This window comes from Rothia sp. HMSC065B04, from assembly GCF_001812285.1.
GTDB classification, from domain to species: Bacteria; Actinomycetota; Actinomycetes; order Actinomycetales; family Micrococcaceae; genus Rothia; species Rothia mucilaginosa.
This window is the reverse complement of the sequence record NZ_KV808408.1, coordinates 1-21870: the sequence shown is the minus strand read 5'-3', so window position 1 is coordinate 21870 and position 21870 is coordinate 1. Positions and strand designations below refer to the sequence as shown.

General features: G+C 61.1%; 17 protein-coding genes and 2 tRNA genes. 2 read left to right on the top strand and 17 right to left on the bottom strand.

The annotated features are described in order from the left end of the window. Nucleotides 1–161: 161 nt before the first annotated feature. The 7 genes from dxr to rpsB form a co-directional block, all read right to left on the bottom strand. Complete coding sequence (gene dxr / locus HMPREF2845_RS03535; protein WP_070633911.1) at nucleotides 162–1487, bottom strand: 1-deoxy-D-xylulose-5-phosphate reductoisomerase; 1326 nt, start codon at nucleotides 1485–1487, stop codon at nucleotides 162–164. Between the two features lie 140 nt (nucleotides 1488–1627). Continuing rightward, nucleotides 1628–2215, bottom strand: coding sequence for a cell division protein DivIVA (locus tag HMPREF2845_RS03530; protein WP_012903944.1), 588 nt, complete (start codon nucleotides 2213–2215; stop codon nucleotides 1628–1630). A gap of 188 nt (nucleotides 2216–2403) precedes the next feature. Beyond that, nucleotides 2404–3312: a phosphatidate cytidylyltransferase gene (locus HMPREF2845_RS03525; protein WP_049345688.1), complete on the bottom strand. Its 909-nt coding sequence runs from the start codon at nucleotides 3310–3312 to the stop codon at nucleotides 2404–2406. A gap of 6 nt (nucleotides 3313–3318) precedes the next feature. After that, nucleotides 3319–3876, bottom strand: coding sequence for a ribosome recycling factor (gene frr, locus HMPREF2845_RS03520; RefSeq protein ID WP_049350195.1), 558 nt, complete (start codon nucleotides 3874–3876; stop codon nucleotides 3319–3321). A 296-nt stretch (nucleotides 3877–4172) separates the two neighbouring features. Continuing rightward, the gene (pyrH, locus tag HMPREF2845_RS03515) at nucleotides 4173–4916 is read right to left on the bottom strand and encodes a UMP kinase (protein WP_005507067.1); all 744 of its coding nucleotides are present in this window, start codon (nucleotides 4914–4916) and stop codon (nucleotides 4173–4175) included. 195 nt (nucleotides 4917–5111) lie between these two features. Continuing rightward, nucleotides 5112–5942 (bottom strand): translation elongation factor Ts, encoded by an 831-nt coding sequence (gene tsf, locus HMPREF2845_RS03510; protein WP_005508816.1) that lies wholly within the window; start codon nucleotides 5940–5942, stop codon nucleotides 5112–5114. A gap of 153 nt (nucleotides 5943–6095) precedes the next feature. Beyond that, nucleotides 6096–6893 (bottom strand): 30S ribosomal protein S2, encoded by a 798-nt coding sequence (gene rpsB, locus HMPREF2845_RS03505; RefSeq protein ID WP_005508818.1) that lies wholly within the window; start codon nucleotides 6891–6893, stop codon nucleotides 6096–6098. A 448-nt stretch (nucleotides 6894–7341) separates the two neighbouring features. Between rpsB and HMPREF2845_RS03500 the strand changes: the two genes are divergently transcribed. After that, nucleotides 7342–8007, top strand: coding sequence for a M23 family metallopeptidase (locus tag HMPREF2845_RS03500; RefSeq protein WP_246824593.1), 666 nt, complete (start codon nucleotides 7342–7344; stop codon nucleotides 8005–8007). A gap of 124 nt (nucleotides 8008–8131) precedes the next feature. Here the strand turns inward: HMPREF2845_RS03500 and HMPREF2845_RS03495 are convergent, their stop codons facing one another. The 10 genes from HMPREF2845_RS03495 to HMPREF2845_RS03450 form a co-directional block, all read right to left on the bottom strand. After that, nucleotides 8132–10291, bottom strand: a complete 2160-nt coding sequence (locus HMPREF2845_RS03495) for a flagellar motor protein (RefSeq protein ID WP_246824592.1) — start codon at nucleotides 10289–10291, stop codon at nucleotides 8132–8134. A 10-nt stretch (nucleotides 10292–10301) separates the two neighbouring features. Further along, nucleotides 10302–11288, bottom strand: a complete 987-nt coding sequence (locus HMPREF2845_RS03490) for a hypothetical protein (RefSeq protein WP_070633909.1) — start codon at nucleotides 11286–11288, stop codon at nucleotides 10302–10304. A gap of 258 nt (nucleotides 11289–11546) precedes the next feature. Beyond that, nucleotides 11547–11620 (bottom strand) — tRNA-Ile (locus tag HMPREF2845_RS03485). Nucleotides 11621–11734: 114 nt separating this feature from the next. Beyond that, on the bottom strand, nucleotides 11735–12940 hold the full coding sequence (locus HMPREF2845_RS03480; protein WP_070633908.1) for a glycosyltransferase: 1206 nt from the start codon (nucleotides 12938–12940) through the stop codon (nucleotides 11735–11737). 329 nt (nucleotides 12941–13269) lie between these two features. Then, nucleotides 13270–14142 (bottom strand): phage holin family protein, encoded by an 873-nt coding sequence (locus HMPREF2845_RS03475; protein ID WP_005508823.1) that lies wholly within the window; start codon nucleotides 14140–14142, stop codon nucleotides 13270–13272. 757 nt (nucleotides 14143–14899) lie between these two features. Beyond that, nucleotides 14900–14972 (bottom strand) — tRNA-Asn (locus tag HMPREF2845_RS03470). 207 nt (nucleotides 14973–15179) lie between these two features. Next, entirely contained in the window at nucleotides 15180–17306 is a 2127-nt protein-coding gene (gene dnaG, locus HMPREF2845_RS03465) for a DNA primase (RefSeq protein WP_070633907.1), read from the bottom strand. A gap of 125 nt (nucleotides 17307–17431) precedes the next feature. Further along, a complete protein-coding gene (gene dusB / locus HMPREF2845_RS03460) occupies nucleotides 17432–18598 on the bottom strand; it encodes a tRNA dihydrouridine synthase DusB (RefSeq protein ID WP_044142776.1) in 1167 nt (388 codons plus the stop codon). A 218-nt stretch (nucleotides 18599–18816) separates the two neighbouring features. Beyond that, a complete protein-coding gene (locus tag HMPREF2845_RS03455; RefSeq protein WP_070633906.1) occupies nucleotides 18817–19794 on the bottom strand; it encodes a GNAT family N-acetyltransferase in 978 nt (325 codons plus the stop codon). A gap of 126 nt (nucleotides 19795–19920) precedes the next feature. Continuing rightward, nucleotides 19921–21300: a glycine--tRNA ligase gene (locus HMPREF2845_RS03450; protein WP_005507052.1), complete on the bottom strand. Its 1380-nt coding sequence runs from the start codon at nucleotides 21298–21300 to the stop codon at nucleotides 19921–19923. 232 nt (nucleotides 21301–21532) lie between these two features. Between HMPREF2845_RS03450 and HMPREF2845_RS03445 the strand changes: the two genes are divergently transcribed. Beyond that, nucleotides 21533–21748: an RNA-binding S4 domain-containing protein gene (locus HMPREF2845_RS03445; RefSeq protein WP_005508828.1), complete on the top strand. Its 216-nt coding sequence runs from the start codon at nucleotides 21533–21535 to the stop codon at nucleotides 21746–21748. Nucleotides 21749–21870: the final 122 nt, after the last annotated feature.

Below are 21870 nucleotides of genomic sequence, written 5' to 3'. Positions count from 1 at the left end.
CGGACGCTCTCCGCTGCGAAGCAAGGAGGAGCGGAGCGTCCGGGTGACGGGTGCCCCTGCGTAGGCGCGGAGGAAACATACGGCGTGCCATCCCAACCAGCGAGGCGAGGACGAACACCGCCCCTCCAAGTCCATTCCAGGAGCATACTCCTCAGAACCGGTTAGTTGCCGGTCATGCCCAGCAGCTCATTCGCACGAACGCGAGCCCAACGTTCCGCGTTCAGCACAGCCTCCAGCGTCAAATCAGCGTCAGAGACAGCCTCAGCGCTGCCGGTGTGCTCCTCCAGCACGCGTGCGACCGAATCGACAATGTCGGTAAAGCGAATCGCGCCCGCATGGAATGCTGCCACGGCTTCCTCATTGGCGGCGTTGAACACTGCCGGGTGCGTGCCGCCGACCTTACCGGCGTCCTTGATCATGCGCACGGCGGGGAATGCTTCCTCGTCCAGCGGCTCAAAAGTCCAGGATGCAGCCTTCGACCAGTCACAAGCAGGCACGGCGCCGGGGATGCGGTGCGGCCAGGTCAGACCCAGCGCGATGGGCAGAACCATGCTCGGCGGGGACGCCTGCGCAATGGTCGATCCGTCCACGAACTGCACCATGGAATGCACGATGGACTGCGGGTGAACCGCCACGTCAATACGGTCCAGGTCCACGCCGAACAGGTGGTGTGCCTCAAGCACTTCGAGCGCCTTGTTGACCATGGTTGCCGAGTTGGTGGTGACGACCAGGCCCATGTCCCAGGTGGGGTGTGCGAGCGCCTGCGCGGGGGTCACGTCGTGCAGCTGTTCGCGCTTGTAGCCGCGGAACGGGCCGCCCGATGCGGTGAGGATGAGTCGGTCGATTTCTGCGTCGGTTCCGGAGGCGAGCGCCTGCGCGAGGGCGGAGTGTTCGGAGTCGACGGGCACCATGGGGGTGTTCAGGGGGGATGCGTCGACGGCGGCGCGTACGAGCGGGCCGCCTGCGATGAGGGATTCCTTGTTGGCCAGTGCCACGCGGTAGCCGCTGTTGAGGGCGGTGAGGGTCGGTTCCAGGCCGATGGAGCCGGTGATGCCGTTGAGGACGGTGTCTGCCGGGTGTGCTGCCGCCTGTACGGAGGCTTCGGCGCCGTGGGCGATCTGCGGGGTGTAGCCGGTGGCGCCTGCTTCGGAGGCTGCCGCTTCGATGAGTTCGCGGAGGCGCTGCGCGTCGTCGGCGGTGCCGCTGGTGGCGACCAGTTCGGCGCGCACGTGCACTGCCTGTCGTGCGAGCAGTTCGAGGGATCGGGAGCCTGCGGAGAGGGCGACGACTTTCAGCGGTGCGTCGGCGGCGGAGGCGCTGGTGCCTTTGAGTGCGGCGAGGTGGTCGATGACTTCCATGGCTTGGGTGCCGATGGAGCCGGTTGAGCCGAGGAGGGTGACGCGCTGCGGTGCGCGGGTGAGTTCTGTGAGGGCGTCGGTGAGGCGGTCGCGGCTGCCGCCGACGCGTGCTGAGGATCCAAACTTCATGGTTCTAGTGTCTCATGAGCTCGCGGGTACGTTCGGGTACTGGCGCCGCCTCTCATCTTAGAAGGCCCAGCACAGAAGACCCCAGCGCAGAAGAATCCCCCACCCTGTCATACGGGGCGGGGGATTCAACACTTCACGTTTTAGAGCAGATCCTGCAGCAACTCAATGCAACGGTCCAGGAAGGCGTCCACCTGGGATTCCTCGTAGCTGACGGTGCCCGAGGCGGGGCGGAACTTTGCGTGGCGCACCACGGAGGGGTCCAGCGGCTCCTCGCTGTTGAGCTGGGCGTACACGCGGTCGCAGATGGCGTCCACGTCGCCGACGAAGTAGCCCATGTGGCGGCGCTTGCTGGGGCGGCGGAAACGCTCACCGGCGGGGCGTTCCAGGCGGCCTGCGAGCAGCTCGCCGGTCTCTACGAGGGAGCGTTCCCAGTTGTCCAGGCCGTACGCCTCAATGTAGCGGCTGCGTTCGAGCTTGGCGAAGCGTTCCTCAATCTTTTCGAGGGCGCGGTCGACCACATCCAGCTGGTAGCCGCCGGGTTCTTCGCGGAAGACGACCTGGCGGATTCGTCGGGAGGTGTAGAGGTCTTCGGGCAGTTCGGCGGCTCCGCTGAGCTTCTCGTAGTCCTCGGCGAGGCGGGTGAACAGGCGGTCTACTTCACTGCGCTTGTAGCCGGGTTCGGTTTCTGCTGCACGGGCAAATCCGCCTCCGTGGGTGGTGCTTGCCAAGGTAGGCTCCTCTCGACGATTGAACTTTAAGAATACCAATGCGCAGGCTACCTGGTGCAAGGTGGGCGGGCGGCGTCTTAGATATAGCCTTTTACACCCCTCATCAACGGATACAGCAAAGGCGGGGCGCCCCTCCCCCATTCGTGGGAAGAAACGCCCCGCCTCCATAAGCGATAAAGCTTGAAGCTTTAGAGCGGCATAATAAACCGGAAAATCAGGCAACCAGCCGCCGCAGCGAAAAGGATCGAGTCCAGGCGATCCATCATGCCGCCGTGACCGGGCAGAATATTCGACATGTCCTTCACACCCATACGGCGCTTGAACACGGACTCGACCAGGTCACCGGCAGTCGAAGCGACCACCATGACCGCCGCCAACGGAATAGCCCAATACCAGGGCGAACCCATAACCGCCAAGGCGATAGCGCCAACAACCGCCGAGCCGACGAAGGAACCAGCCAGGCCCTCCCAGCTTTTCTTCGGGGAAATCTTCGGCGCCATCGGGTGCTTACCCCAATTCACGCCGGCAATGAAGCCGAACGTGTCATTGCAGATGGCCATCAGCAGAATCATGAGGATACCGCGCTCGCCGTGGTCCGTCTGGAAGTAGACCATGGCAATACCCAGCATCAGCGGCACCCACAGCAGAGCCAGGGCGCTACCGCTCAAAGACTTACCCAGTGAGACCTGACGGTCAGCACGCACGAGAGCAGAAGAAAGCAACAGCGCCAGCAGGCTCACCGCCAGGGCGATGCCCAGCCCGGTAAAACCGAACAGGTAGGACACCACCACAATTGCGCCAGACAGGGCACCCAGTAGGTATTCCGGGATGCCGTAGCCGCGGCGGGTATTGAGCACGTGCCCAATTTCCCAGGCGCCCAACGCTGCCGCGCCGGTAGCGATCGCAACAAAAACCGGCTGGTAAATCAGGCCCAGCACCAATAGCACGCCGAAACCAACACCCACACTAATGGCGGCGGGCAGGTTACGGCCAGCTTTGGCGCTGCGCGACTTGACCGGCGTTGCAGCGGTCTGCGGGCTCGGCTGTGGAGCAGGCGGCGCGCTTCTCTCTTCTTTCGCTTCTTTGCGTGCACTCATTAGGGTTTAGACCTCGAGCAGTTCAGCTTCCTTGTGCTTGTACAGTGCGTCGACCTGGTCGATGTGCTTCTTGGTCTGTGCGTCCAGTTCCTTCTCAGCACGTGCGCCTTCGTCTTCACCGATTTCGCTGTCCTTGACCAGCTTGTCGATAGCGGTCTTAGCGTGGCGGCGAACGTTACGGATGGAGATACGAGCCTCTTCAGCCTTGTGGTTGACGAGCTTGGTGTATTCCTTACGGCGCTCAGCGGTCATTTCGGGCATGACAACGCGGATAGCTGCACCGTCGTTGCTGGGGTTAACACCCAGGTCGGAGTCACGCAGAGCCTTCTCGATAGCTGCCAGTGCGGTCACGTCGAAGGGAACGATCTTGACGGTACGTGCGTCCTCAACGTTGAAGGACACCAGCTGCTGCAGCGGGGTCGGTGCACCGTAGTAGTCGGCGGTCAGGCCGCTGAAGATTGCGGGGTTCACACGACCGGTGCGGACCTTAGCGAACTCAGTCTTGGTTGCTTCGATGGTCTTTTCCATCTTCTCGCCGGCTTCGGCAAGGATTTCTTCGATCACGAAAGGATCTCCTTTGTCGGTATTCTGGGGTACCAGAATTGTCGGTGGGTGCGCGTTCAGCCCTCACGGTTCCCTACCGGTTCGCGGCGCATCCGAGGCGAAAACCGTAAGGATAAGGCGAAGTCGACGGGAAAGAGGCAGAACGTCGTATTTGATATAAGTCTAGACGGTACCGGCGGGCATAAGCGAGTTTTAGCGCCTACCCGCGCGGTACCGTCCAGAATAAGTCCGCGCTATCGAGCACGGTCACAATGTGAGGGGGCGTTCCGCACGCCCCACCCCAAAAAATTTAGGGGTTAGCGAGTAACGAGGGTACCCATCTTCTCACCCAGAATCGCGCGGGTCACGTTACCCTCACCCTGCATGCCGAACACGCGCATGGTCACGTTGTTGTCACGGCACAGGGAGAATGCAGTCTGGTCCAGCACGCGGATGTTGCGCTGCATTGCCTCATCGTAGGTGAGGTTGTACAGGCGCTCAGCGTTGGGGTCCTTGTTCGGGTCAGCAGTGTAGATGCCGTCCACGCCGTTCTTAGCGACCAGAACCTCATCTGCGTGGATTTCCAGGGCGCGCTGAGCAGCCACAGTGTCAGTGGAGAAGTAGGGCAGACCCGCACCAGCACCGAAAATCACGACGCGGTCCTTCTGCATGTGGCGAATCGCGCGGCGAGGAATGTAAGTCTCAGCAACCTGCGGCATGGTGATAGCGGACTGAACGCGGGTGTCAATACCCTCCTGCTCCAGGAAGTCCTGCAGAGCCAGGGAGTTCATCACGGTGCCGAGCATACCCATGTAGTCTGCACGGGAACGATCCATACCCGCCTGAGAGAGTTCAGCGCCACGGAAGAAGTTACCGCCACCAATCACGATGGAGGTCTCAACCTCGCCAACAGTTGCGGCGATCTGCTTAGCGATGCTGCGCACGACCTCGGTCGAAATGCCAACTTCACCGCCACCAAAAACCTCACCGGAAAGCTTGAGCAAAACGCGGCGGCGGCCGGTTTCGTCACGGTGCATCGGGCGGGGATTCGCTTCAGTCATGGTTCCTCCAGTGGCTTACCTAGGGATTGTTATGGGTGATTGGGGCGGACTCCTGCCGCCTAGTCCTTATCAAGGATACAGCAAAGCCGGATAGCCACCAGTGGTGACTACCCGGCTTCAGGCTATAATCCCAACCTCATACGACTTCCCTTACCGGGAACCCGCAATACGGGAGGGCAGAACTGCAGCGAGTCCTTATGCGCCCACGCGGAAACGTGCGAATGCGGTAGCGGTTGCGCCAGCCTCGGACAGAACCTGTGCGACAGACTTCTTGGAGTCCTTTGCGAAGTCCTGATCGAGCAGGGTGTTCTCCTTGAAGAAGCCCTTCAGGCGACCCTCAACGATCTTGTCCAGAATCTTCTCGGGCTTGCCCTCAGCGATTGCGGTCTCGCGAGCAACGCGCTTCTCGGTCTCGATCTGGTCTGCGGGGATGGACTCGGAATCCAGGTACTTGGGGCTCATTGCAGCAATGTGAACTGCAACGTCGTGTGCGATCTCGTCGGTGTTCTCACCGGAGACAGCCAGCAGAACGCCAACCTGTGCGGGCAGGTCCTTGGAGGTCTTGTGCAGGTAAACTGCAACGTTCTCGCCCTCAACGCGTGCAACGCGGCGGACAACGATCTTCTCGCCGAGCAGTGCACCAGCGTCGGTGGTCAGCTCCTCAACGGTCTTGCCCTCGTAGGATGCAGCCTGCAGCTCTTCCAGGGTGGAAGCGTTAGCAGCAATAGCAGCCTCGAGCACGTTCTGGCCGAAAGCGATGAAGGGGTCGGACTTTGCCACGAAGTCGGTCTCAGAGTTGACCTCGATCATGTAGCCAACGCCGTTCTCAACGCGTGCAGCTACCAGGCCCTCAGCGGTTGCGCGACCCTCGCGCTTGGTGATGCCCTTCAGACCCTTAACGCGGATGATCTCAGCAGCCTTCTGCTGGTCGCCGTTAGCCTCGTCCAGAGCCTTCTTGACGTCGAGCATACCTGCGCCGGTCTTCTCGCGCAGTGCCTTGATGTCTGCTGCGGTGTAGTTCGCCATTGTGAACTCCTTGTGTTGCTGTAATAAATCGGGATGACATCCCGGTGGTACAAATGGCGGACGGCGCCGCGCCCAGGTCAGGGCGGGCGCCGTCCGAACGTGGTCCCCGCGGGCGGGGGCCACAAAGCATAAAGCTTAGTGGGCTAAGAAAGCTTACTTAGCTGCCTCTTCAGCCTGTGCAGCCTCGTGCTGCTCCAGGAGCTCGCGCTCCCAAGCTGCCATGGGCTCCTCAGCTGCTTCAGCCTTGCCGTTCTTCTTAGCGTTGCGCTCGATCAGGCCGGCTGCCACTGCGTCAGCAATCACGCGGGTGAGCAGGTTGACGGAGCGGATAGCGTCGTCGTTACCGGGGATCGGGAAAGCAACCTCGTCGGGGTCGCAGTTGGTGTCGAGGATAGCAACAACGGGGATGCCCAGCTTCTGAGCCTCGTTAACTGCCAGGTGCTCCTTCTTGGTGTCAACAACCCACAGGAGGGAGGGAACCTTGGACAGGTTGCGGATACCGCCGAGGGTCTTCTCGAGCTTCTCGAACTCGCGACGCATGAGGAGCAGTTCCTTCTTGGTGTAGCGAGAACCTGCTACATCGTCGAAGTCAATCTGCTCGAGTTCCTTCATGCGCTCGATGCTCTTGGAGATGGTGCTGAAGTTGGTCAGCATACCACCGAGCCAGCGGTGGTTCACGTAGGGCATGTTCACGCGGGTTGCCTGCTCAGCGATAACTTCCTGAGCCTGCTTCTTGGTACCCACGAACAGGATGTTGCCACCGTGTGCGACGGTCGACTTAACAGCCTCGTATGCCTTGTCGATGAAGGCGAGGGACTGCTGCAGGTCGATGATGTAGATGCCGTTGCGCTCGGTCAGGATGAAACGCTTCATCTTGGGGTTCCAACGGCGGGTCTGGTGACCGAAGTGAACGCCGGAGTCCAGCATTTCACGCATAGTTACGACGGGCATGTCGTCTCCTTTTGTGGTGCCGCGCGGACCTCCCATTCGGGCTAGCCCAACGCGCGCATAGTAGTTATCAGTTTTTCCTGGCGGCGGTTAGCGTTCACGGTTGCCCGTTCAGCTCAGGCCCTAACCACCCCGTGTGGGTGGACCGAAGGTCCCTTATCGGCTCCCCGTGTGAGGATGCCGCTCACGCCGCGCGTCGTCAGTGATACTGTGCGGAACCCCCTCGAAGAGGGAGAATACCCGCGCAGGCACACTGCAATACGACATTGTACCGTATATTCCGCGATTAATCCGCCGGATCGGGGTTAAAACCTGCGCGGGCGGTTCGGGTGTGTGCGGGGGCACTGTGGATAACGGATTTTAAGGCGCAAAGGGCGGAGTTATCCACAATTTTTCGCGAGGCCCTGCGGGGCGGGGCGATTCGTGATGTGCTCAGAAGATGAAGAAGAACATGAAAAGTTTAGAGTCCGCGTTGCGGCACGCGGTGCTGGTGGCGTGCTGCCTGCTGGGTGCGCTCGTGTGCGCGGGTGGAGATGGCTTGACGGGCGGGGCTGGTTTTGCAGACGGTGCCGCCTCAAGTGCGCATGTTCCCGACAGTGCGGAGGCTCCCACTACCGTTGAGCTCGCCGTGAGCCGGCTACGCTACCGCTCCCCCACCGCCACCTCCAGACCGCGGGTAATCCATCCCTTTGAGAAGCCCGCCCAACGCTGGAGTGCCGGGCATCGCGGCGTAGACCTCGCCGTGCCCGAACACGACCGGCGCGTCTACGCACCGGCACCCGGCAAAGTGGTGTTCAGCGGCACGGTCGTCAACCGCAAAGTGCTGGTCATTGCGCATCCGGATGGGCGGCGCAGCACCTTCGAACCCATGGACGAGGCACTCCCGGCCGGCACCACCGTTGCAGCCGGTGAGGTCATCGGCACCGTCGCAGTCACGGCAGGCGGCAACAGCGAGCGCCCCTACCGGCGGTGCTCCACTCCCTGCCTGTACTGGGGTGTACGCCAGGGAGGCGCCCGCGGGGACGGCAGCGGCAAGACCGCCGAGTACATCAACCCCATGAGCCTGCTAGGGTCGAAGGAGCCGAGCATTCTACTTCCCGTGCCGGGCGGATACTAGGGGCGGACACTCGCACTGGCAGTCATTGGGTACGGCTGTGGCCCGTCACCTCCCCAGAAGGAGGCAACGGGGCCACAGGATCCAGACTAGGGGCGTTCTCTAGCGGGTTGCTAGAGGCTGCTACTTACTGGAGGACGTCACCGTCATCAGCACCGAACTGGTTCGGCTGAGTGGACTGCTCAGTGGGAGGGACATACGCCGGCATTGCCTTGGTCGGTTCAGTCTCACCGTAGTGCAAGCCCTGCTGCGGGGTGAACACCTGAGTCGGCGAATCATCACCGACAGTGTAGGCGGTGTTCTGTGCCGGGTAACCGGGCTGAGCAGCATAACCGTTCTGTACCGGGTAGCCGTTCTGTGCCGCGTATCCGCCCTGTGCCGGGTAGCCATTCTGTACGTCAGCCTGGGTTGCACCGTAACCGGTCGCAACACCCGCCGCAGCACCCAGTGCCGCAGCCGAAGCGGCACGACGCTCACGACCCTTCGCGCGAGCCGCCGCGATCTTCTTGCGGAACAGGAACAGCAGAACCAGGATGAGCAGCAGCAGACCCACAATAACCGCATCCACGATTACGTCAGTCATGCTCAGACCGGACACCGGAACAGTCAGACCGGAGGTGCTACTGACACCGCGGTCGGTCTTGACGCTCAGCTCGCCACCATTCACGGTCAGCTGCACGTGCTGAGAGCTCTTCGCGATGCTGTTCGCGGCATCTACCTTCTGCTGCTCCAGCGAGGAGAAGGTCGGAGCCTTGAAGGTGAACTCGAAGGGAGCCGCGTAGTAGTTACCCAGCTTCGAAGAGAGCTTAATCTCAGGGGTCACAATGTAGTCGGAGCCGAAGGGGTGGTAGCCACCGGGGCGGGTAACGGTCACCTTCGAATCGGGCAGGTATTCGTTCAGGCGCTGGTTGAACTCGTTCTGGTCCTTACCGCGAACCTTCACGCTCACGATGGTGGCGTCGCCGTCCTGACGAACCTCGGTCTCGTCATTACCGCCGCCTGCGAAAACGTCCTTGAGCTTCTGCTCAGCACCCGCAACATCCGCGGTCGGGAATGCGTAGAGGAAACGAGCTTCCATGGAACCATCCAGGCCCAGGGAGGTAGCCACCTTCATACTCTTCATCTCAATCTGACGTGAAGAAACACGGTCAACCGCAATGAGAGTACTGCTACCACCAGAACGGGAGGAGCTAGCGCGCCCCTCAGGGTCCACCATGTAGGACTTATCGTTGGTGTCCATGATGGTCAGAGTCAGGCCATCACCGCTCGGGGAGCACAGCAGCGCGCAGTCCAGCAGACCCGAAATCTTCTTCTGAACGGTGAAGTTATTATCCTTCGCCACTACCTCACGGCTAGCGGAGAGATCGGTACTACCTGCACCAAACAGCTTCTTGAGACCATTTCCCAAATCCTCAATCGAAGAAGCGCTAAAGGTCAGGGTACGGCCCACTTCTTCCTTCGCGCTGGCGGTCGATGCGGAAGGAGCGTATGCCTTCGCCTGCGAGGATTCCAGACCCTTCTTCAGCTCGGAGCCCTCAGGCTTGACCTGGTTCAGGTAGGCGTCGACCGCAGCGGCGGTCTCGGTGTTCATGATTTCCTTCGCAACGAAGGAGATGGCGACGTCATAACCGCCGTCCTTCTCCTTCACGTCAAGGATGACGTTACGGAAACCGCGGTCCTGAACATCCTTCGCGGAAATCTTAGACCCACCGGAGTTCTTCACTTCCTTCTCGCCAAACTTCACAGTGGTTTCATCGCTGCTGCTGAGGACGCTGTTCTTATTAGAAGCAGACACCACACCATCCACGACCAGCGCTTCCGGAAGCCAGCCCAGCAGGTCGCCAGAGCTGAAGTTTTCCTTCACCTGGATACCCTGCACCAGGCCCTGGTCAGAGTTGATGATGCTGATCTGCGGCTTGATGTCGGAGCCCGAAGCCTTCAGCAGAGAGGTCACCTTGGAGTGGTATTCGTCCACGGAGGAGAAGGAGACCTTGAAGGTCGCACGAGCCTTCTCGCCCTCAGACTGAATACCTTCGTACTCCATGCCCTCGGGCAGGTGCTTACGAACGGACGCATCCAGCGCCTGGGTGCCGCCCTTAACCTTGTCCTGGTTATCCTTCATGTTGAAGGAAACCAGAATCGTACGAGTACCCTTCTCGGCGCTCTCAAGACCCAGCTGGGTCTCAATCTTCGCGCTGCAGGCACTCAGAATCAGCGCTGCAATGGTCAGCAGAACCGCCAGGAACATCCAGCGCTGACGAGCCGGTGCAGCCGGGGTATGAGTCATCGCGTGCATTCTAGGCTCCCATCAGGCGAATAGCCACGTAGTAAACAACCATGGATGCCAGAACCCATGCGGTGCTCAGCGCCGCGTGCATGATAATCGGGGACTTCGCGAAGCGGCCCAGACGGTTCAGGCCCAGGTAGGTCAGAGCCTCACCCGAGAACACCGCAAAAGCAAGCACCAGAACCATGAGCATGGTCAGGAAGAACGCGCCGTCACCGCTACGGGTGAGGCGCAAGAAGAACACGAGCAGGTTCAGCAGCAGGAACGAAGGAATCAGCACCAGAGAAGACACCGACACAGCATGCATACTCGCGGTGAAGGACGCCGGCGCCTTGCCAATGCGCGCGGTCAGCTGCAGCTGCACACCGCGCAGAACCTGCACGCCGAAGATGGCGAGAGCCATCAGCACGTACGCCAGAATCATGCGTCCGGTCGGCACAGCCTGTGCGGCGTAGGCACCACCGTAGGCGGCACCACTTCGGCCACCAAACATGTAGCCCAACATGGACATCATGACAACCGCCGCCAGAATTACCAGCTGGCTGAAGAAGAACGCGCCCACTAGCGCCTGCAGAGTCGTGGGAACAATCCAACCCCACGCACCTGCGGAAGAGATGCGAGCGTGCGCGGTCGCCGGGTTGCTGGAGAAAACGTCCAAGAACGCGTTCCAGGTAGCACCCAGTGCCTTCACCGCCGGATGCGGTGCGCTCGGCGCATAGGTTGCCTGGCCGGGCTGACCCGGCTGCGCAGTACCGGGCTGAGCAGTACCGGGCTGGGGCGCCTGCTGCGACTGAACGGGCTCAGGCTGAACGGGCTGCTGAGGTGCTACCGGTGCGGCAGGCTGAGCAGCATTACCCGGCTGGCTCGACTGCACGGGCTGGCTCGGCTGAGCAGCCTGGCCCGGAAGCGAAGCGTCCTGCGCGGGGTGTGCGCCGGCGTCGTAGCCGTAGCCTCCGGCTACACCCTGCGACGGGTTGTTGGGAGTGTTCTCCGACATTGAGATCCTCTCGTATGGTGTGTGGAAGCAACACCGCCAGCAGAATCGGCACCTACCGGCGGCATCACACTGTCTTTCGTGACAAGACTCTTCAACCCTACCGTATTGAACGCTATGGTGCGTCTTCGTTCGTCATTTACTCATTTTCATCACCGTTGATGCATTCCATGAACAAAAATAGGCACCCTGAGTGCACGACAAAAGAGCACGAAAAAGCCCCGCCCGCCGACAAGTGGGTGAAGTCGACGGGCGGGGCCGTAGGGAGTGCGGGGCTCGAACCCGCGACCAAGGGATTATGAGTCCCCTGCTCTAACCGGCTGAGCTAACTCCCCATCCGGTGCAGTGACGGCGCGCAATGGGCGCCTGCACCATCCTCTAGAGTACCTGAACGGCGACTGAGAACGAAAAACGCTCTCTCATACTCAACGCTCAGAATCTAGAGAAGCTTAGCGGCGCGAATCCAGGTAACGCTGGTACGGAGCATCGCTCACGTAAAGTTCCTCGAAGGTGCGCCAGGTGTTCTCAGCACTGTGGAAGCCCACGATGCGGCGGGACTCGCGGCCCATCTGCTCGCGCTCAGCAGCGGGCAGGGAGAGCACCGCCTCCAGCTTCTTCGCCAAATCCTGAGCGTTATTGGGTTCGAAGAGGTAGCCGTTCACACCGTCCTCCACCAGGTGCGGCAGAGCCAGCGCGTTCGCGAGCACCACGGGGGTGGAGGCGCTCATCGCCTCCAGGGAAACCAGGGACTGCAGCTCGGCGGTACCGGGCTGGCAGAACACGTCAGCCATCTGGTACACCTCGGGCAGATGCTCATCCGGAACGAAGCCACGGAAAATCACGCGGTCGGACACGCCGCAATCGTGCGCCTTCTGCTCGAGAGCCTCACGCAGCTCACCGCCACCGGCGATATCCAGCACCACGTGCTCGAGAGTATCGGGCAGCAGGGAGAGCGCCTCAATGAGCACGTCCACGTTCTTCTCTTCGGCAAGGCGACCCACGAAGGCAATACGCAGCTCACCGGGAACCTTACCGGCGTCAGCACCCTCAGGCAGCTCGTAGTCGCTAATCTCAATACCGTTAGAAACCGGCATGACGGGGCGGTCAAAATGACCCAGGTCGCGCATCGCATCCGCACCGATCTGGGTGGGGGTGGTAACGACCGCAGTCTTGGAGAAGCAGAAACGCATGTCCTTCCAGGTGACCTTCTCAATCACGCGCTTCACGGGAGCGGGGAAGGGCAGGAACGGGTCAAGGTTCGCCGGCATGAAGTGGTTCGTTGCGATAACGCGGATACCGCGGCGCTTCGCCTGGAAGATGAGGGCGCGGCCAATAATGTAGTGGCACTGCACGTGCACCACGTCCGGGCGAACCTCGTCAAGGATTGCGCCGACCTCGGACCAGATCTCCCAGGGAACGCAGATGCGGTTCGTCTCGTGGGTCGGGGGCAGGTGCGAGCGCAGGCGGTGCTCCACGATGCCGCCCTCTACTTCGGTGCGGTAGCTGGGGCCGGGGATGGGGCTGGCGGCGACTACGTGCACGGAGTGGCCTCGCTTGAGCATGGAGGTGGCGAGGCGGTGACCGAATTGCGCTGCACCGTTGATGTCCGGCGGGTAGGTTTCTGCGCCAATCAGAATCGTCTTTGCCTGTTCCATGACGGGGCTCCTCATCGGGGTGTAGTGTGTCGGTGACTTTGGGGGTTTCGGGTGCGACGGCGCGCCGCTTCTACCTCTGTCTGCCGCGTGCACCGGGTGGATCCAGTACGTACAGCACTTGTCTATTCTACCTGTGAGCTGCGTCCTTCTCCGACTCGTAGAGGGAGGGTTTTGGCTGGGAGTTACCTCTAAACCTCACGTTGAGACAGAAGTCGGCAACCTGCCTGTAGACGCACAAACGCCCCGATACAAGTATCGGGGCGTTTGGACGCTTGGCGTTAAACCTATGCGCCGGCTTTAGCGGCGACTGGGTTTATGGTGTACCGGGTTTAGCGGCGTACCAGGCGGTTCAGGAAGTGCAGGACGGTTGCAATGGATGCGCCCAGTGCTGCGAAGGACTTCCAGCGTGCCTGCAGAACCTCGGGCTTGCGCACGTTCTCTGCCAGGCCGCGGCCGGTAGCTGCTGCACCTGCGGCAACCTCGGAGGGCACTGCCTTGAGAGCATCCAGAGCCTGCTGGGTGTTGTTCTGAACGTCGCCGGTGTAGGACTGCAGGTCGTCGCGCAGGGCTGCCAGGTGCTGGCGGCGTTCTGCGGTGCGCTGCTTGAGCTCTTCGAAGGTCGGCGGCTTGGGCTCTTCCTCACCGCGTGCCTTGCGCTCTTCAGCTTCCTGACGTGCGCGTTCTGCTGCTTCTTCAGCTTCCTTAGCCTTCTGCTCTGCACGCTCTGCCTGTTCCTTCTTCAGGCGCTCAGCGGACATGGCGGTACCTTCCTTGAGTACGCCGAGGTCGAAGAGCAGACCGAAGATTGCGGATTCGGGCTTGAACGGCAGCTGTGCCTTGACCTTCTTCAGACCGACCAGGGCGCAGATTGCCAGGACGATGAGGAAGATGAGGGCGAAGACCAGCGCGGATGCCCAGTAGGGCATGACGGTGCCGAGGCCGAGGATTGCTGCGGCGACCAGCGCAATGATCAGGAACAGACCGAAGACTGCTGCGACGCCGAAGAAGGCCGCACCCTTACCAACGGCGATGCCCTTGGTCTTCAGCTCGTGCTTTGCAATCTGGATTTCGTCCTTGACCTGGCTGGGTCCGAGGGTCTTGAAGGTTTTGCCAGCGTCGATGATGTTCGCGACGCCGGACTTAATCCCGCTGATGCCAGCAAAGAAACGCTTAGGTGCCTTGGGATTAGTAGTAGTGGTCATGACCACCTCTCCGTGACGTGTTTTTGGAGGCTTCTTTTTCGCACTCCACCTCCTATAGTTTAGCCCCTTATGATACCTCCGCGTGACCGTTTGGGTGGGGGTTTGCGCTATCTCTTCAGGTATTTTCGACTTTCTGGAGGCTACATTGAGCTGCAGGCGTAGCTTTCTGGGTTTGGTTGCGCCTGTGGATTTGCTCTGGAGTAGGCGTAAGAGGATGCCGATGCGCCGCTCCCCCGCTACGCGCCGAGTGGGTGCGTGGCGCGTGGGGGTGGGGAACTTTTCGGTGCGTTAGATTTCACATTTTTACAGGGTACATTTTTGCAGGGTGAAGTATCTTTGCCTCGCCGGGGGCGTAAGCCCAAGGGGTTGCTGGTTCACGACTTGGGGAGAACGTTCCGACTGGACTCGATACAGCGGGGTGAAGATTTTCCGAGCGCGCGAGGAAGTAAAAACCGTTAACCCCGCCGAGGGCGTAAGCCCGAGGACCTGGAGGGAGCGCCCCAGCGCCTGCGTATGGCGGAGTGGTTACTGATTCATGACTTGGAGAGAACGTTCCGACTGGACTCGAACTAGCGAGGCGAAGATTTTCCGAGCGCGCGAGGAAGTAAAAACCGTTAACCCCGCCGAGGGCGTAAGCCCGAGGGCCCGAAGGGAGCGCCCCAGCGCTCACGAAGGGTGGAGTGGTTACTGGTTCGAGCCAGAGTAACGTATATAGCAAGAACCCCGGAACTTCGTTCCGGGGTTCTTGCTATATCTGCTCCCCCGACTGGACTCGAACCAGTAACCCTTCGATTAACAGTCGAATGCTCTGCCAATTGAGCTACGGGGGATTATTTTGTTTTTGTTGTTTGGTTTCCCTTGCAACGAGTAATAACTATACCGGGGCTGTTTGGGCTCCGCAACTCGAAATAGCGTGAAGTGTATCACTCTTTAGATTGGGAGCTTGGGCTCCGGTTAACCCGCGCTACCCCCCCCCCGGCTGTCTGCGGAACGTAAAACGTTGAGCAGACAGCCGGGGCTCTCACAAGGAACCGCACCTAGCCGCGCTGTGCGGCGAGCTGTCGGCGGCGCATCTCCAATTCGAGGAGCTGACGCTGTACCGCTTCGAACTCTTCGTCGTCGGGGTTGGCGCTGAGCTGTTCCAGGCGCATCATCAGGTCGGATTTTTGGCGGGCGATTTGCTGTTCGAATAGGGCGTTGAGCGCACCAGTCACAAAACCGGGCAGACGCTCAGCGCTACTGACCGGTAGCGGTGAGACGGCGAGCTCTGCGATGGCGGGGTGTACGCCCTCCACAGCGCCGGAGCGCACGCAGTTAATCCATTCGATGCCGGGGGTGGGCGCCATGACGGTTGCCGCGTGAATAATGCCGGCGGCCACCTCGCGGTGGGTGCGGTAGCGGAACTGCACGGTGGCGAGGTTACGCCACTGTTCCACGCTGATGAGCTCGGGGTGCTGCAGGGCAATCTCGAGCGCCGCCTTTTCGAGGCGGGCGACCGGGTCGCGCGGGTCGGGGGTGAGGAACTCCTCGACGGCGGGGGCGGTCGCCTCCGGCTGGGGTGCGGCGGGCTGAATGCTGCTCGGCGGATGCGCGGCGGCATTCTGTCCGGCGTAGGCGCTGGGCGCGGCGTAATCCTCGGGAGGCGGGGCATCGTAGGCGGGGTCGTAGGGCGCGTCAGCATGAACTGCCCCCTGAACACCCGTATAACCCGGCGTGCCCGCGTAACCCTGAGCGCCCGCGTATCCCGGTGTGCCCGGCACTCCCTGCGGCCCCTCGTTCAGACGCTCGTAACGCGGCGCGGCGGCGGTAGCCTCCGCCTGCTGGGAGCGAGAAAGCTTCGGGTGATTCTGCGCGTACGCCACGGCACGCTGAATCTCGTCGAGCTCCAGACCAAGCTGACCGGATACCTTACGCATGTAGGCGGGGCGCAGGTCGCGGTCCTTAATACCGGCGATAATCGGGGCGATAGCGCGCATCGCCAGCACGCGGCCTTCAAGGGTCGCCAGGTCGTACTTGGCGAGGGTTGAATCAATCGCAAACTCGAAGAGCGGGCGGCGCGAAGCGATTAGCGAGCGCACGGCGGCGTCGCCCTTGTGTAGGCGCAGGTCGCAGGGGTCCATGCCGTTCTCGGCAACCGCCACGAAGGTCTGCGCGATGAAGCGCTGGTCCTCCTGGAAGGCTGCCATGGCGGCTTTCTGTCCTGCGGCGTCACCGTCGAATGTGAAGATGATTTCGCCGCCGGAGCCGTCGTCGGTAATCATGCGGCGCACCATCTTGATGTGGCCGGGACCGAACGCGGTGCCGCAGGTGGCAACGGCGGTAGTGATGCCGGCGAGGTGTGCCGCCATGACGTCCGTGTAGCCTTCCACGATGACGACCTGCTTAGCCTTGGTCATATCGCGTTTTGCCAGGTCAATGCCGTAAAGCACCTGGGATTTCTTGTACAGCTGCGTCTCGGGGGTGTTCAGGTATTTGGGGCCTTGGTCGTCGTCGAAGAGGCGGCGGGCACCGAAACCGATGGTTTCACCAGCGATGGTGCGAATCGGCCAGATGATGCGGCCGCGGAAGCGGTCGTACAGGCCGCGGTTGCCCTCCGAGAACATGCCGGTCGCCTTCAGCTCCTCATCCGTGAAACCCTGGGAGCGAAGATGCTTGAGCAGGTGGTCCCAGCCGCGCGGGGCGTAGCCGACACCGAACTTGCGGGTTGCGGCGGGGTCGAAACCGCGGGCGCCGAGGAAGCGCTGCGCCTCCTGAGCATCAGCGCTGTATAGGTTACGTTCAAAGAACTCTGCGGCAATCTTGTGCGCGTCGAGCAGGCGGCGGCGCATACCCGCCTCATAGCGGTCGCCGGGCTTACCGCCCTCATAGTGCAGGGTGTAACCAATACGGGCGGCAAGACGCTCCACCGTCTCAACGAAACTGGTGTGCTCCATCGCCATGACGAAGGAGTACACGTCACCGGATTCACCGCAGCCAAAGCAGTGGTACGAACCGACCTGCGGGCGCACATTGAAGGAGGGCGTGCGCTCGTCGTGGAACGGGCACAGCCCCTTGAAGGTGCCTATACCGGCGCTTTTGAGGCTCACATAGCCTTCAATGATTTCGCGGATATCGGTACGGGCGCGGACTTCGTCAATGTCTTCTTTGCGGATTAATCCAGCCATAAACTCAATTCTACGGTGAGGGTCAACAGGTAGCGCCTACAGGCGTTACGGGTGCACAAAATAGGGTCAGAAAAGGATGCGCCGCGACGCGCAAACAGCACGCCGCGGCACACAAGTACAGGTGTTTAGCCGCCGGAAATATCCAGCTCAGCCTCGACCAGGCCCAGACGCTCAGCGTCCCCCAGGATGCGCGAATCCAGCCAGCCATCGGGCAGGTGCGGCTGCTTGGGGCTGCCGGCGCGACCGCGCGAGCCCTCCACGGCGGCACCCGGGTAACCAATCGAGTGGTCCAGCTGAGCAATCAGCTCACGGAAGGTCGCCAGGTCGGGCACCTGGGCCATCTTCGCACGCAGCTCGCCACCGACCGGGTAGCCCTTGAAGTACCACGCCACGTGCTTGCGGATCTCGCGCAGGCCTCGGGTCTCATCGCCGAAGGTTTCCACCAGCAGTTCTGCGTGGCGGTAAATCATGTCCGAAACCTCAGTCAGGGTCGGTCGGATACGCTCCGACGAACCCTCAAACGCATTCTGCAGGTCGCCAAACAGCCACGGGCGACCCTGGCAGCCGCGACCAATCACGACGCCGTCCACGCCGGTCTGCTCAACCATGCGCACCGCATCCTCAGCGGAGAAAATATCGCCATTACCCAGAATCGGCACATCCGGAATCAGCTCACGCAGCTGCGCAATAGAATCCCAGTCAGCCTTACCCGAATAATGCTGAGCCGCAGTACGACCGTGCAGGGCAATCGCCGCGACACCGGCATCACGCGCGATCTTGGCGGACTCCAAGAACGTAATATGGTCATCGTCGATGCCCTTACGCATCTTAATAGTCAGCGGAATATCGTTGCGGGACGCCTCCTTCACCGCGGTCTGCACAATCGCAGTGAACAGGTCAGTCTTCCAGGGCAGAGCGGCACCGCCACCGCGGCGAGTCACCTTAGGAGCCGGGCAGCCAAAGTTCAAGTCAATGTGGTCGGCACGGTCCTCTTCAACGACCATGCGCACAGCCTTACCGACGTTGACCGCGTCCACACCGTAAATCTGGATGGAGCGGATCTTCTCGTCCGGGTCATGCTCAATAATGCGCATGGACTCGGGCTTACGCTCCACCAGGGCGCGCGCAGTCACCATTTCGGTAACGTACAGGCCGCCGCCATATTCACTGCAGAGGCGGCGGAAAGCCTTATTGGTCACGCCAGCCATCGGGGCGAGAACCACGGGAGTATCAACGGTCAGATTGCCCAGTTTCAGGGGCGGAAGGGTAAGACGGGGTGCTTCAGAATTCACCCCTATATTGTGGCATACGGGGGCAAATCGAGAACCGGACTCAGCTGAGGGGGTACAGGAGCACAGTACAGCAGCGCGGCACAGTACAACGGCACGGCGCCGGCGCAGCAACCGCAAGGAGACGCAGGTACGCGAGAGGGGCGAGGAAGCGTTCCGCTCCCCCACCCCTTCAGCAAGAGTCAGCCCGCAGGCTCAGTATCGAGAATCTACCTAGTAACCTACTCGGTCACGTAAATATAGGTCGGGTCGCCCTCCACCGAGGCAGTGCCGGCACGCAGTAGCACGTCGGTCACCTGAACCAGCGCCTCCATGGCGTCATCAACCTCAACCAGCACCGGGTACTTAGCACTCAGCAGGGACAACACCTGCATAATCGCCTCCACAGCACCCTCATTATCGAAGTCATAGCCCAGTAGCAGTTCGGTGGCGGTGTTCTCATTCACCAGCGCCGCCTCCGGGTCAGTCTCGAAGGGGTGGTAGCTCACCGCAAACGCAACAATCGGGCCCTTCTTACCCTCTGCGGCCGCCTCACGAATATGGTCACGAAGCACCACGGCGCCAAAGGCACGCACCTCATCCGAGAGGAAGTAGCGGTTCACCGTGCCCAGACCCACCTCAGCGGGAACATCCCACTCATGGGCGCGGCGGTAGAACTCCCAGAGCGCGGCGGTCAGCTCAACCGAACCGGTCGCCAAATCCTCAATCGCCTGAGTCTCGTTACCGTCAGCATCCTCACGCAAAGACACCGGAGGAATCGCACCCGGCTCCACACGCACCATGCGGGAACGCTGAATCAGCTTCATACCGGCCGCCTGCGCGAACTCCTCACCATCGCTAAACGGTGCAAGCTTCACGCGCAGAGCAGTGGTCTGACCGTGCGCCGCCGCAATCTCACGCAACGCATCCAGCAGGGCGGTACCAATGCCCTGACGGCGGTGGTCAGCCGCGACCTCCACATAGGACCACAAACGCGTCGGATGCAGCAACGAAGCCACCACAGTACCCGCAGCCACCGGCACACCAGAAACAGTCACCACCAGGGTGCGGCTAAACGGCGCGTCCGTATCCGGGCCGAAAAGGCCACGCTGGCGCTCCTCAACCTCATTGCGGGCAGAGTTCCAAATCTCAAGCAGGGCAAGGTCATCACCCTCCTGCCAGGGGCGAATCTCAAATTTTTCGCTGAGGCGTTCAGCCATATCCGTGCACCTTTCCTTCGCTCGCTTCAATCGTGCCAATCAGTCTAACCAGGGTAGCCCAAATACACGACGGCGGGTAGCCTCTTTCGCTCTAAGAGGCTACCCGCCGACCATGTTATGAAAGTTTTAGCCTGCCAGGCGTGCAGCCAGGTAGGACTTCACCTGATCCAGAGCCACACGCTCCTGGTTCATGGTGTCGCGCTCGCGGATGGTCACAGCCTGATCCTCGAGGGTATCGAAGTCTACGGTAATGCAGAACGGGGTACCGATCTCATCCTGGCGGCGGTAACGGCGGCCAATAGCGCCCGCCTCGTCGTAGTCCACGTTCCACAGGCCACGCAGCTCATTCGCCAGCTTAGTTGCCGGCTCAGACAGTTCAGCCTTCTTCGACAGCGGCAGAACAGCAGCCTTCACCGGTGCCAGGCGCGGGTCAAGCTTCAGCACGACGCGCTTATCCACGCCACCCTTAGTGTTGGGTGCCTCGTCCTCGACGTATGCGTCGACGAGGAACGCCATCATGGAGCGGGTCAGGCCGAAGGACGGCTCAATCACGTACGGCACGTAACGCTCACCGGTAGCCTGGTCGAAGTACTCAAGCTTCGCGTTGGAGTGCTCATTGTGCACGCCCAGGTCGTAGTCGGTACGGTTCGCAACGCCCATCAGCTCGCCCCACTCCGAACCCTGGAAGCCGAAGCGGTACTCAACGTCAATAGTGCCAGCCGAGTAGTGTGCACGCTCCTCCTTAGGAACGTCGAAGCGGCGCATGTTATCCGGGTTAATACCCAGGTCAACGAACCAGTTCCAGCAGTCCTCAACCCACTCGTTGAAGTACTTATCAGCGTCATCCGGGTGCACGAAGTACTCAATTTCCATCTGCTCGAACTCACGAGTACGGAAAATAAAGTTACCGGGAGTAATCTCGTTACGGAACGACTTACCAATCTGGCCAATACCGAACGGCGGGCGCTTACGAGAAGCAGTGACCACATTGTTGAAGTTCACGAAAATACCCTGAGCGGTCTCCGGACGCAGGAAGTGCAGACCCTCCTCATTATCAACCGGGCCCAGGTAAGTCTTCATCAGACCGGAGAAGTTCTGCGGCTCAGTCCACTCACCACGAGTGCCACAGTTCGGGCAAGCAATCTCTTCCATGCCCTCAGCCGCGCGGCCCTTCTTCGCCTCAAAGTTCTCCAGCAGGTGATCCTGACGCAGACGCTTGTGGCACGACAGGCACTCAACCAGCGGGTCGGTGAAGGTCGCCACGTGACCGGACGCCTCCCACACCGCACGAGGCAGAATAACAGAGGAGTCCAGGCCAACCATGTCCGCACGAGAGCGGACGAAACGCTGCCACCACTGCTGACGGATGTTTTCCTTCAGCTCTGCACCGAGGGGGCCGTAGTCCCATGCGGAGCGGGAACCGCCGTAAATTTCACCGGCCTGGAAAACAAAGCCGCGGCGCTTCGCGAGCGCAATAACGTTATCGAGGGTGGACTTTTCAGCCATAGTTACTCCTTCTGCCCCGCCACCGGCTGTGACGTGCGTGAGTTCGGGTTCATAAGGGACGCAACCCAGAACGGGGCGCCCGTATTCGCGCTCATCGGCGCAATATGCACACTTTTTGATGCAAGACACTAGGGTACCATCACCACCCCACCCCTGGGTATGCCTACCCGGCCCACCACTCCCCCATTTTTGCCGGACACCAGGATGCACCCGGCGGGATAAACTAGGAAGCATGGAAGAAATTTTTATTCGCGACGATATGATCCGCCTCGGCCAGTTCCTCAAGCTCGCCAACCTCGTAGAGGACGGCGCGCAGGCACGCGAGGTCATTCAGCACGGCCTGGTAAAGGTCAACGGCGACATTGAGGAAGCACGCGGCAAGCAGCTGCACCCCGGAGATACCGTGACGTTCAACGGCGTGACCGTGAAGGTTGCGCACGAGGACTAGTCCTCTCTCTGCTTGGTTAGGGCTACAGGCGAGGGGCAGTGACCGTCCTCGTTCCTCCCCTCACCAAGCAGGGGCGGGGCGCCGCATATTTCCTCCGCGCCTACGCAGGGGCACCCGTCACC